This window comes from Luteibacter rhizovicinus DSM 16549 (genome assembly GCF_001887595.1).
GTDB lineage: Bacteria > Pseudomonadota > Gammaproteobacteria > Xanthomonadales > Rhodanobacteraceae > Luteibacter > Luteibacter rhizovicinus.
Window position 1 is genome coordinate 1,856,747 of sequence record NZ_CP017480.1, and the last position, 14,608, is coordinate 1,871,354.

A 14,608-nucleotide genomic window follows, 5' to 3' on the forward strand; every position below is an offset into this window, starting at 1 on the left:
GACATGGCCTCGATATCCGCCAGGAAGGGCAGGTGGCCGGTCTGGAGTGACACGACCTTCCGCACGGGCGTGCGCGATTCATCCGAGCCTGGAAGACGGAGGTGATGGCCTGGGTGGACACATAGATCCTGTCGACCCGGCCAAACCGCTCGGCGGTCACGTGCACCGGCGTCACCAGCGGTGTTGCCGGCTCGTCAAGGATGAGATAGGGGAGCTTCGCCCTCAGCTGCTCGCGCCCATCCTTGCCGAGTTGCACGCCCTCTGGAAGATGCTCGGAAAGCGCGAGATAGAAATGTTCCTGGCCGAGTTCGCCTAACTCGTCGCAGGAACCGAAGTCTGGGGCAGCAGCGAGCCAACTTTCCCGCGCAGCCGCATCTCGGTTGTCTGCCAGGTGCGGTGCAAGCTCACTGAGCGATTCTCCTATCTGCTACCGGCGGCGCGATTATGAGAATCCGTCCACGCCCCTCCCTCTCAGAATCTGTCCGGTTGCGGCCCCCACCCAACCTCCCTACATTGGTGCAATGCACGCACCAGATCAGGCTGACCTTTTAACCCTCCTCGGTACCGGCCTAGCCGTCGTCGATGCCGACCTACGCGTCAACTGGCTCAACCCCGCCCTGGGCGAGGTACTCGACGTCGGCCCCCGCACGGCCGTCGGCCAGCCCCTGCACGCCCTGATGAGGGAGGCCTCACTGGCCGCGCAGTTGGAGCGCTGTCTTCTCGAGCGCCGCCCCTTCAACCTCCGCGGCGTCGTTTTCGGCGTGGCACGAGGCCGCGAGATCACCGCGGACCTCTCCATGCAGCCCCTGGACGACGGCCGGCTCCTGGTCGAGGTACACCCGCTGGCGCCCGAACTCAGCGCCGCCGCAGGTACGCCCCTCTCGGCCACGCTCCGCGGCTTCGCCCACGAAGTAAAGAACCCGCTGGCCGGCCTGCGCGGCGCGGCCCAGCTCCTCGAACGCCGCGTAGGCGACAACGATCTCCGCCAGCTCGCCGGCATGGTGATCGCAGAGGCCGATCGTCTGGCCGCACTCGCAGACGGCCTTCTGCGCCATCGCGGCGCCGCCCGCTTGGGTCCGGTCAACGTCCATGAGCTGCTGGAACGCCTCGAAGGCCTGGTCGGTGCCGAAGCCGACGCCTTGCGCGTCCGCCACGACTACGACCCCAGCCTGCCGGACAGCGTCGGCGACACCGATCGCCTGCTCCAGGTACTCCTCAATCTCACCCGCAACGCCAGCGAAGCCAGCGCGACGACGATCACGCTGCGCACTCGTGTCGAGCACGGCGCGCGCCTGGGCGAGCGCACCGTGCGTGCCGCCCTTCGCATCGACGTGATCGATGACGGCCCGGGTGTGCCCGACGAGCTTCGTGATTCGCTTTTCCAGCCGCTGGTGTCGGGCCGTCCCGATGGCACGGGCCTCGGCCTGGCGCTATCGCGGGAGATCGCGCTCGAGCACGGCGGTGACCTGCGCTTTACCAGTCGCCCCGGTGAAACGGTGTTCTCCCTGTACCTTCCGATGGAGCGGCACCATGAGTGAGATCTGGATCGCCGACGACGATCGCGGCGTGCGCTTCGTGCTCGCCGAAGCCCTGCGTGACGCGGGGCATACGGTGCGCGAATTCAGCGCGGGTGACGCCGTGCGTGCTGCGCTGGCCGAAGGCCGGCCGGGCCTGCTGGTGACCGATGTGCGCATGCCGGGCGAAGACGGCCTGCGTCTGCTCGAAGACCTCACCCGGCGCAATATCGGCCCGGTGATCGTCATGAGCGCCTATACCGACGTCGCCACCACAGCGGCGGCGTATCGCGCAGGCGCTGCCGACTATCTGGCTAAACCGTTCGATCTCGACATGGCCGTGGAGGCAGTGGAGCGCACGCTCGCCGCGGCGCACGAAGAAGTGATCGTGCCTGCCGGTCGTGTGGATGCGCATTCGCTGCTTGGCGAAAGCCCCGCGATGCGTGAGGTGTTCCGCTTGATCGGCCGCGTGTCGGCGAGTGACCTCAATGTCCTGATTACCGGCGAGACAGGCACGGGTAAGGAGCTGGTCGCACGCGCGCTGCATGAAGAAAGCGCGCGCAGCGGCAAGCCGTATGTCGCCTTGAACACGGCCGCGATTCCCGCCGAACTGCTCGAAAGCGAACTGTTCGGTCACGAGGCGGGCGCCTTCACGGGCGCGCAGCGACGCCACGCCGGTCGCTTCGAACAGGCGGAAGGCGGCACGCTTTTTCTCGACGAAATCGGCGACATGCCGATTGCCTTGCAGACACGTCTGTTGCGTGTGCTTGCCGGTGGCGAGTTCTATCGCGTCGGTGGTCGTGAGCTGATGCGCGGTAATGTGCGCATTATCGCGGCAACACACCAGGATCTGGATGCGCGCGTCGCGGCAGGGCTCTTCCGTGCCGACCTGAAGCATCGCCTGGATGTCGTGCGTATCGCTCTTCCATCGCTGCGCCAACGTCGTGGTGACATCCCGGTACTGGCGCGACACTTCCTCGCGCAGGCCGCTGCGGAACTGAAACTGCCACCGAAGCGATTCTCGCGCGGTGCGATGAAGCTGGTCGAGCAGCGCGATTATCCCGGCAATGTGCGCGAGCTCGAGAACCTGTGCCGTCGCCTCGCCGTGATCGCGCCCGGTTCGGAAATTCTCGCCGGTGACCTGGGTGTCTTGCCTGCGCGGGAAACGCGCAGCAGTGAATGGACCGACGCTTTGCGCATCTGGGCTCAGGACGCTCTGGCCCAGGGCGAGGTCGATGTGCATGCGCGCGCCCGCGATGCGCTGGACAAGACCTTGTTGCAGGCGGCACTCATCGCCAACGATGGACACCGGCAGCACGCTGCGGCTGCCCTGGGCGTCGGTCGCAATACCCTCACACGCAAACTCGGCGCCTCGCGTAAGCGACGCCCTTCGAACGGATAAACGCATGAGTCTCTACATACGCCGCGCAGGCATCGACGACGCCGACGCGATCGCCGGCTGGAATATCGCCATGGCTTGGGAGACGGAGAGCAAGGCGCTCGATCCGGCGACGATCGGTCGTGGTGTGCGCGCTGTCTTCGACGAACCGCGACGCGGGTTCTATTTGATCGCGGAACTCGATGGCGTCGCGGTCGGCTGCCTGCTGGTTACGTATGAGTGGAGCGACTGGCGTTGCGGCGATTTTTGGTGGGTGCAGAGTGTTTACGTGGCGCTAGAGGCGCGGCGGGCGGGTGTTTTTCGCGGGCTCTATGCGCATGTCAAAGCCATGGCCGGTGGCGCTGGCGCTGTGGGCGTGCGTTTGTATGTCGAGACGGAGAACGAGCGGGCGCAGGCGACGTATGCGGGGCTTGGTATGGAGCGGTGCCACTACTACATGTATGAGGCGATGCTGGAAGCCTGATTCGCGACACCCTGCTCTTGTAGGAGCCGATTCATCGGCGATAGGGTGCTAGCGAAAACCTTGCCCGCTGCCGCGGGATCGCCGATGAATCGGCTCCTACAAGGGGCCGCGGTCAGAGCTGGAGGCCGCGGTCAGATCTGCGGGACGCGCGGGTCGCCGGTGTCGACGGCGGCGATGCGTTCTTCGAACTCGCGAGCGGGCACGGCCTTGCCGAACAGGAAGCCCTGCATCTGCGGGCAGCCGGCGGAGCTGAGGAAGTTGGCTTGCTCGATGCTTTCCACGCCTTCGGCGAGCACCTGCTTGTTCATGCCGGCGCCCATCGCGATGATGGCGCTGACGATGGCGGCACTGTCGTTGTCCCAGGCGACATCGCGAATGAAGGTGCGATCGATCTTCAAGGTGTCGATGGGGAAGTGCTTCAGGTACGACAGGCTGCAATAGCCGGTGCCGAAGTCGTCCAGGCTGAGTGATACGCCGAGCGACTTGATCCGGTGCAGCAGGTCGGCGATGTGGTCGCCGCCTTCCATCACCGTGCGCTCGGTGAGCTCCAGCTCGAGCAGGGTAGGGTGCAGGCTGGTCTCGGCAAGCACGACACGCAGCGACTCGAAGAATCGCGTGTGCTGGAACTGCAGGGCGGACACATTCACCGAGACGGACAGGGGCCGGTAGAGACGTGCCCAGATTTCCGCCTGGCGACAGGCTTCGCGCAAGGCCCATTCGCCGATCGGCACGATGAGGCCGCAATCCTCGGCCACGGGGATGAACTGCTCCGGCGTGTAGACGTCCTCGCCATCCACCTGCCAGCGCAGCAGGGCCTCGGCCCCGACCACGGTGCCCAGGTTCACGTCGACCTTGGGTTGGTAGTGCAGGCTGAGTTCGTTGCGGGCAAGCGCCTTGCGTAGTTCGACTTCGATGCGGACACGCGCGCTGTTCCGTTCGTTCATGCTCGCATTGAAGAAGCGATAGCCGTTGCGGCCCTGCATCTTCGCTTCGTACATGGCGGTGTCGGCGTTGCGCAGCAGCGACTCCGCATCGAAGGCGTCGTCCGGATACACGCTGATGCCGATACTGAAACTGATCGCGAGCGCCGAGGCATCCACGCCCACGGCTTCGCTGCAGGCTTCGAGCACGCGTTCGGCGACGGTGGCCGCATCGGAGGCGCCGTCCACATGGGGCAGCAGGGCGACGAATTCGTCGCCACCCAGGCGGCTGACGGTGTCGTCGGGACGCACGGCGGCGCGGATACGTCGCGCTACTTCCTGCAGCAAGGCATCGCCTGCCGCATGGCCCATGGAATCGTTGATCTGCTTGAAATGGTCGATGTCGACGAAGAGCAGGGCTGCACGCTGGTTACGCCGCGCCGCGACGGTCACGGCGAACTCCATGCGCGATTGCAACAGCGCGCGGTTGGGCAGTCCGGTGAGCGTATCGTGGTGCGCAAGATGCGCCATCTTCAGCGCGAGCGCACGGGTCTCGCTCACGTCGTGAAACACCACGACGCCGCCGACGACATTGCCGGCGTGATCGTGGATGGGCGCCGCGGAATCCTCGATCGGGCTGTCGAAGCCGTTGCGGTGCACGAGGATGGCATCGGTGGTCAGGCCGATGATGGTGTTCTTGGTCACCGCGGTGAGCAGCGGGTTCGCGATCGGCCGGCGCGTGAGTGGGTCGCGCAGCTGAAAGATGTCGTCCATGGGTCGGCCCACGGCTTCGTGGCTGGTCCAGCCGGTCATCGCTTCGGCGATGGGGTTGAGCGAGGTGACGATCAGGTACGGGTCCGTGGTGATCACGGCGTCGCCGATCGATTTGAGGGTGACCTCGGCCAGTTCGCGCTCGCGGAACAGCGCGTCCTCGAAAGCCTTGCGCTCGCTGATGTCCACGACCTGCGAGATGAAGTACAGCGGTTCGCCACTTTCGTCGCGAACCAGGGACACGGTGAGCAGTGCATGCACCAATCGCCCGTCGCGACGGATGTAGCGCTTCTCCAGGTGATACGAGGCGCGTTCGCCCTGAAGTATCTTCTGCACGAGCGCGAGATCGGTCGCAAGGTCGTCCGGGTGCGTGATGTCCTGGTAGGCAGCGGTGAGCAATTCCTGATCGGTGTAGCCGAGCATGGTGCAGAGCGCTTCGTTCACCTGCAGCCAGCGGCCGTTGGGTAGTACGAGGGCCATGCCGATCGCCGCATGGCGGAAGGCCTGCGAGAAGCGCCGTTCGCTTTCCTTCAGGCGCGCTTCGAGGACATGCCGGCCGGAGATGTCGGCGAGAAGGATGGAAACACCCCGAATCGCGCCGTCGTCATCGATGTCCGGGGTGAACGTGGCCTGGGCATAGCACTTGCCGTCGTCCCGGCGTATTTCGCGATCGGCGATAACGGGATCGCCGGCAAGCGCGGCGGTCACACCGGGTTCGATGCGGGCGTACACCGCAGGCGCGATGACTTCATCGAGACGGCGCCCGACGAGTCCGTCTTGCTCGATGCCCATCCAGGCGGCATACGCGGGACTGGCGAAGCGATAGCGCAACGAGGTGTCGACGTAGGCCATCATCGCCGGCGCTCGCTCCAGCAAGTAGGCCGCCCAGTCGGTCGGAGAGTCGTTAACGGGTGGAGCGGGAAGGCGCATGCGGTCGCCGAAGACACGATGGCCCAACTCTAATGCGTCCCTGCGGCGGCGTATATCGAAGGATTCGTGAAGATCGGTCAGTGTACGGAGGGTGCTGGCGCGGAAAGCACACCGTTGGCATCCAGCAGGACCTTGCCGAGCGCGTGAACCTCGGTGGCCGTGTCGTAGCGTTCCGCCAGCGTGTCGAGCAAGGGGCCAAGTGCATCGGGGGCGAGCGGGTAACCATGGGCGAGGATCCGCGCCTTGCCCGGTGATGGCTGGGCGACCGTCACGGCGGCCATGCCGAGGCCGACAGCTTCATGGGCGTAAAGCATGGGCTGGGGCAGGGCGGCATCGGCGTCGGCCATGGCTTCGATGAGGTAACCCGCGGTCTGCGCAGGCTCGCCTTCGAGATGCAGGGGCACGTGATGCGCGGCGAGCAAGGCGGCGTACTGGCGCAGCTCGAAGATGGTGCCGGCGAACTCATGGGCCGGGTTGTCCCGTCGCGCACCTGCGCGGGCGAACCAGCCGGCGATACCGGGAATGCCCACGCGGCCTTCGGCATAGCGCAGCGGCAGGCCACGCGAGCCCAGCGCCGTTTCTTCCTTATACGGCGTGAGCAGGGCGGTCTCGAGCATGGTCCACAAGGGGGCCAGGTTCACGTGTTCGTACTGCACGCAGGTGAGCGCGAGGAGGTCGTCGCGGCTGAGGTAGCGCGCGTGTTCGAGACGTACGCCCAGGGTCCGCATGAGAAAATCCGCCGTCGCGGCACCGGCTTCACCGCGGCCGACCAGTTCCACTTCCATCGTTGCCGTCAGTTCCTCGGCGAGCTCGGCCGGGGCCAGCAGCATCCAGGGAACCAGGCGCATGGGGCCGCCCACATAGCGCGGATCCGGCACGAGCGGTTGCGCCGGCATGTGACCCTCATGGGTGCCGAAGGCGACCACGCCACCGGCGGTCGTCACGCGAGGCACGCGCCGGGCGAGTTCCTCGAGGGTGGCGAAGACCGGAAACCCGGGGCGCAGCAGCTCCACGCCGTCGAACAGGGCACCGACCAGGGCAAACCGCGAGGCTTCGACGCCGGGGAGCAGTGCGCGCAGGTCGTCGGCCACCAGGCCGGCCAGGGTCTGTGCCTCGTCACGCGTCAGCTCGAGCCGGCCGGGCATCTCGCCCTTGGCCAGTTCCAGCGCCAGGAGGGCGGGGCAGGCGATCAGCGACTCGTTCACGGCGGGGGTTTTCCGAACGGCAAAGGAACGCGATTCTACCATCCGTGCATCTCGGGCTTTCGCCCGGAGGGGATGCGGGTTAGCCTTGCCGATACGCGTTCGTCGGCGATCGTCGGCGTCCGCGATCCCTTCGCCTGCAAACGGGCCCTTGCCCCGGCACCCTCATTCGATTCTGGATTGTCCTTTTAAGAGCATGGAAAAGACGCAAAAGCGCGTGGGTGTGGTCGGCGGCGTCCGCATTCCCTTCTGCCGCAACAACACCGCCTATGCCGATGTCGGCAATTTCGGTATGTCGGTCAAGGTGCTGGGATCGTTGGTCGAGAAGTTCGGCCTGCACGGTACGGAGCTGGGTGAGGTCGCCATGGGCGCCGTCATCCGCCACTCCTCCGACTGGAACCTGGCCCGCGAGGCCCTGCTTTCGTCCGGCCTTGCGCCGACGACACCGGGCATCACCACGGCGCGCGCCTGCGGCACCTCGCTCGACAACGCGATCGTCATCGCCAACAAGATCGCCGCCGGGCAGATCGAGGCCGGTATCGCCGGCGGGTCGGACACCACCAGCGACGTTCCCATCGTCTACGGGCAGAAGCTGCGCAAGCGCCTGCTCGCGCTGAATCGCGCGAAGACGCTCAAGGAGAAGTTCACCGTCGCGACGCGCGGCTTCTCCCTGAAGGAATTGAAGCCCTCCTTCCCCGGCGTGGCCGAGCCCCGCACGGGCAAGTCCATGGGCGACCATTGCGAGCTGATGGCGAAGGAATGGAAGGTCGGCCGCCTCGAGCAGGATGAGCTCGCGCTCTCCAGCCACAAGAAGCTGGCTGCCGCTTATGAGACCGGCTTCTTCGACGATCTGGTCGTGCCGTTCCGTGGTCTCAAGCGTGACGGCTTCCTGCGTGGCGATTCCACGCTGGAGAAGCTGTCCTCGCTGAAGCCGGCGTTCGACAAGACCACCGGCCAGGGCACGCTCACCGCAGGCAACTCCACCGGCCTGTCCGATGGCGCCGCCGCCGTCCTGCTGGCCAGCGACGAGTGGGCGAGCAATCGTGGCCTTTCGATCCAGGCCTACCTCACGCACGCGCAGATTTCCGCCGTCGACTTCGTCCATGGCGAAGGCCTGTTGATGGCGCCGACCGTGGCCGTGCCCCGCATGCTTAAGCAGGCCGGGCTGACCTTGCAGGATTTCGACTTCTACGAGATCCACGAAGCCTTCGCGGCCCAGGTGCTGTGCACGCTGCGTGCATGGGAATCCGACGACTATTGCCGCAACCGGCTGGGGCTCGATGGCCCGCTGGGATCGATCGATCCGTCGAAGCTCAACGTCTACGGCTCCAGTCTCGCGGCGGGTCATCCCTTCGCGGCGACCGGTGCGCGCATCGTCGCCACCCTGGCGAAGATGCTCGAGCAGAAGGGCTCGGGCCGCGGCCTGATTTCCATCTGTACTGCGGGCGGCATGGGCGTCACGGCGATCCTCGAACGTCCCTGATCCACGGCTACGACACCACCCGCATGCTCGCACTTCGCACCAGTACCTCGCTCAGCGCTCTCGGGCTCGTCATCGGCATCGCCGCGACGAGCTGGCTCACGGCGCTCACCTACGAGCGCGCGCCTGCCACGCGTCCCCTGGCCGAAGTGGTGATGCCGACGCGGCTGCCGAAACCGGTCAAGGCGCATCCGCTGGCGTTGTCTCCGGGCACCGCTCCGGCTGCCGCGGAAACGGCGGGGCGTCCCCGCGTGCACGTGTCGGTCGATCGTACGGTCGCCGCGCCGCGCGTTGCGAGCGGGTCAAAGCCCGAGCCCCTTGTTCCCGTCTACATGCCCTCGCCGCGCTATCCCATGACGGCGATACGTGCGCAACGCGAAGGTCAGGTCATCCTCAATGTCACCGTCACCCAGGACGGTGACGTGACCGACGTCAGCGTCGGCCGCAGTAGCGGCGATCTCGACCTGGATCATGCCGCGACGGACGCCGTCCGCGGCTGGCGCTTCGCGGCGGCGGATAATCGTCCGTCCCGTTACACCGCCGACCTGCCGATTCGCTTCGAACTCACGCGCCTCTAGGGCAGGTTGCTCCAGAGCAGCCCGTTCTAGAGAATGCCGGCCGCCGATGAGCCGAACGCCGTGATCATCCGCGTGTAGATGAGCTTCAACGACACGTCGACCTCGGGGAAGTCGCCCACGGGTTCGTAGCATTCGAAGAAACGCGGGTCGGTCCAGCGCATCGGAATGCAGCCGGGCTTGAGCTCATAGCTGGTGGCGTACCGGAACGGCCACAGATCGAAGAAGGGCAGGCGCTCCGACACATCGCCGATGAACTCGTTCACCGACGAGAGCACGGGAATCTTCTTTTCACGCGGACCGATCACCCAGGCGTTGCCGGGCTCGGTGTCCTGCATGATCGAATCGCGCAGGCGGTCCGAAAAGCGCTTGTCGTAGATGATCACGCCGGACTCGGTGTTGTAGTGATCCGAGCGCGGATCGAAGTTATGCGTGCCCACCATCGCGAAGGTGTCATCGACGACGATCGACTTGGCGTGCAAGCCGAAGCGGATGCCTTCGGTGCTCAGTGGCGCCGGACGATGCCGCGCGCCGCGCCGGGAACGACTCCCCGCGCTGAGGAAACCCGATGATTCCGACGGCTGCACGGCGCCATACGACGCGCGTCCTCCCGATGAACGCCGGCTGCGCCCGCTACCCGAGCCCGTCGCGGCCAGGGGCGGCGTGACCAGGGCCGTCGAGGGATTCTCGAGCGCGTCGATGTCGGCATTCGCCGGATGCGGCTTCAGCTCGTAGATCTCGAAACCGTAGTCCGTGAGGTAGCGTTTGCGGTGCTTGTACGACAGCGCATACACCGCGAATGCATCCGTCGAGGCCAGCGAGTTGGTCGACACGACGATGCGCGGCGGTGTCGGCTGCGCATGCAGGCGATCGAAAATCTTCTGCGCCGGCTTGCTCATGACGAGGTAGGGCGTCTGCAGGACGATCTCGCTCTTCGCGTTGCGCACCAGGCCCATGATGTGGCGGGTCAACGTCCTTGCCTCGCGGCGCTTGGGCTCGTCGGTCTTGCCGGGCAGGTCCGACAGGTACTCGATGCGGTTCATCCGTAGCGTCGACCGTATGATCCGGTCGTCGAGCCAGTCGGGGTCCTCGGCGTCGCTGACGATCTGGGCGACACGCTCGGGATGCTCGTAGGTCGGTGGCAGCCAGTGCCGGGGGTCGTCGGTATCGGCGAGGAGCTCCCGGTTCACGTCATGCAGGTGGGTCAGGGCAATCGAGCGCTTATGTGTCCAGAACTGGTCGAAGCTGGCCCCCATGGTCTTCGCCGCCGGGCCACCGACCATCACGTCGCGGTCGATGTAGTCGAAGCTGCCATCCCAGTCGAAGTAGCGGTCTTCGTAGTTGCGCCCGCCGGTGATGCCGATCAGGTCGTCGACCACGATCAGCTTGTTATGCATCCGCTGGTTGAACTTGTAGAAGCAGCAGAGGATGCCGGCCGCGAACTCCAGCGGCGGCGTCCGTGCGCTGTGAAAGGTGGGGTTGTAGAGCCGGACCTCGAGGTTGTCGCTGGCGCGGGCCAGGGTGGCCAGCAGGCCCGGATCGCCGAAGGAAAACAGCTGGTCGGCGAGGATGCGTACGTGGACACCGCGGCGCGCGGCCTGGATCAGCTCATCGAGGACCAGCTTGCCGGCATCGTCCTGCTCCCAGATATAGGTCTGCACGTCGATGGTCTGGGTGGCGGCACGGATGAGGTTGATCCGCGCCGCCATGGCCTGCTCGCCATCCTCGAGCAGCGTGGCTACATGGACCGGCTTGTCCGCGGTCGATGCGGTATTGGCTTCCTTCGCCGCATCGACGAGCGGGGAGGGCGTGGCGCAGCGGTCGGCCTGGTGACAGGTGAGCTGGCGGTCCACCGTGAGGGAGACCACGGCGTCGGCCTCACGGATGCGCGTGCGCGACAGCGAGCAACCGCCGGCAAGGAGCGTGGCGGCGAGGAGCAGGATCGTAAGGAAGCGGCGCATGCCGTCGATGATAGGGGACGGGCGACAACGCCAGGTGAGCTTGCGCCGGCGCAGGGCTTGTCAGGGTGCTTCGAGGACGATAGCCATGCCGAGATTCACGCGATCGGAGAGGGCGCCACGGCGACCCCGCATCTCGAAATCGGTACGGTCGATCATGCCCTGCAGCTGAAGGATGCAGCCAGCCAGCGACTCCGTCGGACAACGGTTGCCCTGCAGGTGGAAGGTGACCGGTTGGGTGATGCCGCGCAGGGTGAGCTTGCCGGCGACGTCCCCGCCGTGGGTCAGCAACATCAAGGGCGTCGGCAGGGATTCGAAATGAATGGTGGGGTAGTGGACGGCATCGAAGAACTCCGGCGCGAGGACCCAGCGCCGGAGTCTGGCCGATTCCATACGGATACTTTCGGTGTCGATATCGGCCCGGACCACGGCGGTCTGTGCGGCGTGATCGATGGAAACGTCACCACGAATACCTTCGAACGCACCCGAGACGTTGCTGACCCAAAGCAGCCGGACACTGAACTCGGCGCGTGAACGCACGGGATCGATTCGCAGGTCGGCGGCGGCCAGAGGCGCCGCCGACAGGAGAAGCACGATCGCCGCAAACAGGTGACGCATACAGCTACTCAGTTTGGAGGAGACCAGAACGTCTCGAGCTTGGCTTTGCCGGGTTCCAGGGGGCCATCGAAGACGAGTCGGGCCATGCCACCGGGCGGCATGCCACGGTAATCCTCGGACCGGCCTTCGACGAGGAAGGCTACCAGCTGTTCGATGCCGGGATTGTGACCGACGAGGACCACACGCTCGACATCCGATTGCTTGTCGAGGAGGTCGTAGAGATCGCCGGGCGTGGCGTCGTAGATGCTTGTTTCGTAGGAGGGCTCGACCTGACCGAGGGCCAGGGCTGCCGTTTCCCTGGTGCGTTCGGCGGGGGAGCATAGGATGCGGTCGTACTTGATGCCGTGGCTGGCGAGCCATTCGCCCGCGGCGCGTGCTTCGTTCTTGCCGTGTTCGGTGAGCTTTCGCTCGCGGTCGTCCTTGCCGTCCTTACTGGCCTCGGCTTCAGCGTGACGCAACAGGATGAGTTCGTGCATGGGTACCGTCCTCCGCAATGCCACTGACGTGGCGTGGTGCAACCAACGCGTTCCCATACGGCTCAGGTGCTGCGCTTGATCCAGCGAAGCAGTTTTGCCCAGTCGTCCTGGTGTCCGCGTACGTTTTCCGAGTGGTAATCGAAGATGCCTTTACCGAGCGCCGTGAGCAAGACGTACGCTTGCGAGTCGCGAAGTTCCGCAACCACGGGGAAAGGAGCGCGTTCGCCCAGTTCGGCGACCGCGGCCTGGCTGGCGTTCGTCCACGGCTTCAGGCGATTGCCGACCAGGGCGACCGGCAGCTTGCCTCGCTTGACCCGCGGTATGGCCTGCAGCACGGCCAGGAAGTCGAGCGTGGCGTCGAGGTCGAAGTGCGAGGGCAGTACCGGCACGAGGATGACATCGGCCTTTTCCAGGTAGGGCTCGAGCTCCTTTTCGCCGACGCCCGCTGGCGTGTCGACGATGGTTCGCTGGATATCGGCCGGCAAGCGGTCGAAGGCTCTGCGGCTGCCTTCGACGGCGGTGACGCCGGGTACGTTCTCCGGCCGCCGGCTGACCCAGCGAAGGCTGGATTGCTGTCGGTCGGCGTCGACGATGGCCGTCTGCTTCCCGGCCTGTGCCCAGTGGGTGGCCAGCTGGGTGACCAGCGTCGTCTTGCCACAACCACCCTTGCTGCTTGCTACGAGCGTCGTAAGCATTCGCGCGCACCTGCCGTGGGAGGGCTCCTAGCCTACACACCCAGCGGACCCACGCAAACGGGTCAGAACATCTTTGCGCGGACTTTCGGCAGCACGACCAGGATGAGGGTCGCCAGGGGGCCGAGGAAGAGCGAGATCGCCCACCAGGCGAGCCCGCTGCGGTTCTTGCCTTGTGCGAGGCCGGCGTTGATCAGCGTGAGCGTGCCCCAGCCGACGAAAAAACCAGCGGGCGCGCTGGTGAAGAAGGCAAAATGATCCACTGTAAACTCCTGTTCTGTCGCAGGATTGCTTTGGTGCGGTCATGCGGACAGCTGTCCCGATCCCCCCGCGCTCGGACCGATAGTAGCAATGTCTTCGCTTGGTGAAGGCCTGACGGCGCAGCTTCCGTTCATGGTCGAACCGTATTCTTGTCGTTTTATTTCACGGAGATGGCCCATGCGGCGACGCCGCGTCGTGACCCTGGCCCTAGCTGGCCTGCTTTCGCTTCCCACCTTTGCGGCAACGCCGTGGCCCGGTGCGGCGACGGGACCGGCCAAGGGGCCGGTGGCGCAGAAGGACCAGACCCGGGCCCTCCTGCAGTTCCAGAAGGACCTCGCCAGCGTGCTCGCGCTGCGCACCGAGTCCGATCCCCTGCTCGGCGCCGCGCTGCTGGCGCGCCCGCTGGTGAACCCGCCCGAGGTGCTCACCTACCACGCCCTGCTCGAACGGGCGTCGCGCAACGAAGACGCCGGTCCTCAGGTCGCCTGGGCGCGACTGGCCGATTGCGATACCAAGGCGGATGCCTGCCCGAACGCCGAAGCGCTGGCCACGCTGCAGAAGCAGGCGCCGGATAACGCGGCCGTGTGGCTGCTCAAGCTGGGTGTGGACGGCCACAACAACGCGTCGAAGGCTGACGTGCGGGCCGATCTCACTCGCGCCGCCAATGCGAAGATCTACGACGACTACCTCGGCACCAGCCTGAAGGCGCTGGCCAACTCGGTCACCCAGCTGCCGCCGCCGGCGGACACCTTCAATCCCCTGCAGGGCTCCGGCGCCGCCGGCGTGCAGATGGTGCTGGTGTTCGGCCTGGCCAGTGCCCAGCCGATGCCGGGTTTCCAGGCCACGGCGAAGTATTGCGATGAAAACAAGGACGATGCGTCTGTCGTCGGCGACTGCCTGAAGCTGGCCAAGGTGCTCGAATGGGGCAGCAGCCCGCTCGGTCGTTCCCTCGGCCTGCATTTGCGTGAGACGCTTTCCACCGACGCATCCGATCAGGCCTCCGCGAAGACCGCCCGTCTCAACCTGATCTGGCAGATGCAGCGCTTCGCGCAGCTGAACCTGCAGGCACAGGGTGACAAGGCCACGGCGCAGAAGCTGCTGATGCTGGCGCGCAGCGGCGGTACCGAGATGAGCGTGATCCTCGCCTCGCTCCGTGCCTACGGCATGCCGCCGGAAGCACCTGTCGGCTGGGAACCTTCCAAGCCCGAGCCGGCGAAACCAAAGGCCTGAAAAAGTCGCAGGTACAAAAAAGGGCGCCCTGAAGGCGCCCTTTTTTTGCTTTGTGTGGGAGTTGCTCTGTGTGGGAGCCGGCTATGCCGGCGATGGCCTGTCGGATAAACCGCTCCGCT

13 protein-coding genes are annotated in these 14,608 nt (G+C 65.8%); 6 read left to right on the forward strand and 7 right to left on the reverse strand.

What is annotated here, in order from left to right; translation table 11 throughout:
- Nucleotides 1–521: 521 nt before the first annotated feature.
- The 3 genes from glnL to BJI69_RS08445 are packed head-to-tail and all read left to right on the forward strand — an operon-like array spanning nt 522 to nt 3,376.
- Entirely contained in the window at nt 522–1,538 is a 1,017-nt protein-coding gene (gene glnL, locus BJI69_RS08435) for a nitrogen regulation protein NR(II) (protein ID WP_046969413.1), read from the forward strand.
- Nucleotides 1,531–2,916: a nitrogen regulation protein NR(I) gene (gene ntrC / locus BJI69_RS08440; RefSeq protein ID WP_046969414.1), complete on the forward strand. Its 1,386-nt coding sequence runs from the start codon at nt 1,531–1,533 to the stop codon at nt 2,914–2,916. The genes glnL and ntrC overlap by 8 nt, the downstream gene beginning before the upstream one ends.
- Before the next feature lie 4 nt (nt 2,917–2,920).
- The gene (locus tag BJI69_RS08445; protein WP_046969415.1) at nt 2,921–3,376 is read left to right on the forward strand and encodes a GNAT family N-acetyltransferase; all 456 of its coding nucleotides are present in this window, start codon (nt 2,921–2,923) and stop codon (nt 3,374–3,376) included.
- 131 nt (nt 3,377–3,507) lie between these two features.
- On the opposite strand, the gene BJI69_RS08450 is transcribed toward BJI69_RS08445, so the two are convergent.
- Both BJI69_RS08450 and BJI69_RS08455 read right to left on the reverse strand, forming a co-directional pair.
- Nucleotides 3,508–5,997 carry a sensor domain-containing protein gene (locus BJI69_RS08450; protein WP_046969437.1) on the reverse strand — a complete coding sequence of 830 codons (2,490 nt, stop codon included), beginning with the start codon at nt 5,995–5,997 and terminating at the stop codon, nt 3,508–3,510.
- Between the two features lie 77 nt (nt 5,998–6,074).
- Nucleotides 6,075–7,202 carry a hypothetical protein gene (locus BJI69_RS08455; protein WP_244465340.1) on the reverse strand — a complete coding sequence of 376 codons (1,128 nt, stop codon included), beginning with the start codon at nt 7,200–7,202 and terminating at the stop codon, nt 6,075–6,077.
- Between the two features lie 193 nt (nt 7,203–7,395).
- On the opposite strand from BJI69_RS08455, the gene BJI69_RS08460 reads away from it, so the two are divergent.
- Nucleotides 7,396–8,682: an acetyl-CoA C-acetyltransferase gene (locus BJI69_RS08460; RefSeq protein ID WP_046969417.1), complete on the forward strand. Its 1,287-nt coding sequence runs from the start codon at nt 7,396–7,398 to the stop codon at nt 8,680–8,682.
- Between the two features lie 23 nt (nt 8,683–8,705).
- Nucleotides 8,706–9,257 carry an energy transducer TonB gene (locus BJI69_RS08465; RefSeq protein WP_052767381.1) on the forward strand — a complete coding sequence of 184 codons (552 nt, stop codon included), beginning with the start codon at nt 8,706–8,708 and terminating at the stop codon, nt 9,255–9,257.
- 26 nt (nt 9,258–9,283) lie between these two features.
- On the opposite strand, the gene BJI69_RS08470 is transcribed toward BJI69_RS08465, so the two are convergent.
- The 5 genes from BJI69_RS08470 to BJI69_RS08490 form a co-directional block, all read right to left on the reverse strand.
- Nucleotides 9,284–11,215: a phospholipase D family protein gene (locus tag BJI69_RS08470; RefSeq protein WP_046969418.1), complete on the reverse strand. Its 1,932-nt coding sequence runs from the start codon at nt 11,213–11,215 to the stop codon at nt 9,284–9,286.
- Between the two features lie 60 nt (nt 11,216–11,275).
- On the reverse strand, nt 11,276–11,830 hold the full coding sequence (locus BJI69_RS08475) for a YceI family protein (RefSeq protein WP_046969419.1): 555 nt from the start codon (nt 11,828–11,830) through the stop codon (nt 11,276–11,278).
- Between the two features lie 8 nt (nt 11,831–11,838).
- Complete coding sequence (locus BJI69_RS08480; protein ID WP_046969420.1) at nt 11,839–12,306, reverse strand: SixA phosphatase family protein; 468 nt, start codon at nt 12,304–12,306, stop codon at nt 11,839–11,841.
- A 62-nt stretch (nt 12,307–12,368) separates the two neighbouring features.
- Nucleotides 12,369–13,001 carry a ParA family protein gene (locus BJI69_RS08485; RefSeq protein WP_046969421.1) on the reverse strand — a complete coding sequence of 211 codons (633 nt, stop codon included), beginning with the start codon at nt 12,999–13,001 and terminating at the stop codon, nt 12,369–12,371.
- Between the two features lie 62 nt (nt 13,002–13,063).
- Nucleotides 13,064–13,261: a hypothetical protein gene (locus BJI69_RS08490; protein ID WP_046969422.1), complete on the reverse strand. Its 198-nt coding sequence runs from the start codon at nt 13,259–13,261 to the stop codon at nt 13,064–13,066.
- Between the two features lie 175 nt (nt 13,262–13,436).
- On the opposite strand from BJI69_RS08490, the gene BJI69_RS08495 reads away from it, so the two are divergent.
- A complete protein-coding gene (locus tag BJI69_RS08495; protein WP_046969423.1) occupies nt 13,437–14,489 on the forward strand; it encodes a hypothetical protein in 1,053 nt (350 codons plus the stop codon).
- Nucleotides 14,490–14,608: the final 119 nt, after the last annotated feature.

Bases quoted from the DNA above. Each gene is read 5' to 3' on its own strand.
- BJI69_RS08485 (WP_046969421.1), bottom strand. From the start codon at position 13,001: ATGCTTACGACGCTCGTAGCAAGCAGCAAGGGTGGTTGTGGCAAGACG.
- ntrC (WP_046969414.1), top strand. From the start codon at position 1,531: ATGAGTGAGATCTGGATCGCCGACGACGATCGCGGCGTGCGCTTCGTG.
- BJI69_RS08460 (WP_046969417.1), top strand. From the start codon at position 7,396: ATGGAAAAGACGCAAAAGCGCGTGGGTGTGGTCGGCGGCGTCCGCATT.
- BJI69_RS08480 (WP_046969420.1), bottom strand. From the start codon at position 12,306: ATGCACGAACTCATCCTGTTGCGTCACGCTGAAGCCGAGGCCAGTAAG.
- BJI69_RS08495 (WP_046969423.1), top strand. From the start codon at position 13,437: ATGCGGCGACGCCGCGTCGTGACCCTGGCCCTAGCTGGCCTGCTTTCG.
- glnL (WP_046969413.1), top strand. From the start codon at position 522: ATGCACGCACCAGATCAGGCTGACCTTTTAACCCTCCTCGGTACCGGC.
- BJI69_RS08475 (WP_046969419.1), bottom strand. From the start codon at position 11,830: ATGCGTCACCTGTTTGCGGCGATCGTGCTTCTCCTGTCGGCGGCGCCT.
- BJI69_RS08470 (WP_046969418.1), bottom strand. From the start codon at position 11,215: ATGCGCCGCTTCCTTACGATCCTGCTCCTCGCCGCCACGCTCCTTGCC.
- BJI69_RS08465 (WP_052767381.1), top strand. From the start codon at position 8,706: ATGCTCGCACTTCGCACCAGTACCTCGCTCAGCGCTCTCGGGCTCGTC.
- BJI69_RS08445 (WP_046969415.1), top strand. From the start codon at position 2,921: ATGAGTCTCTACATACGCCGCGCAGGCATCGACGACGCCGACGCGATC.
- BJI69_RS08450 (WP_046969437.1), bottom strand. From the start codon at position 5,997: ATGCGCCTTCCCGCTCCACCCGTTAACGACTCTCCGACCGACTGGGCG.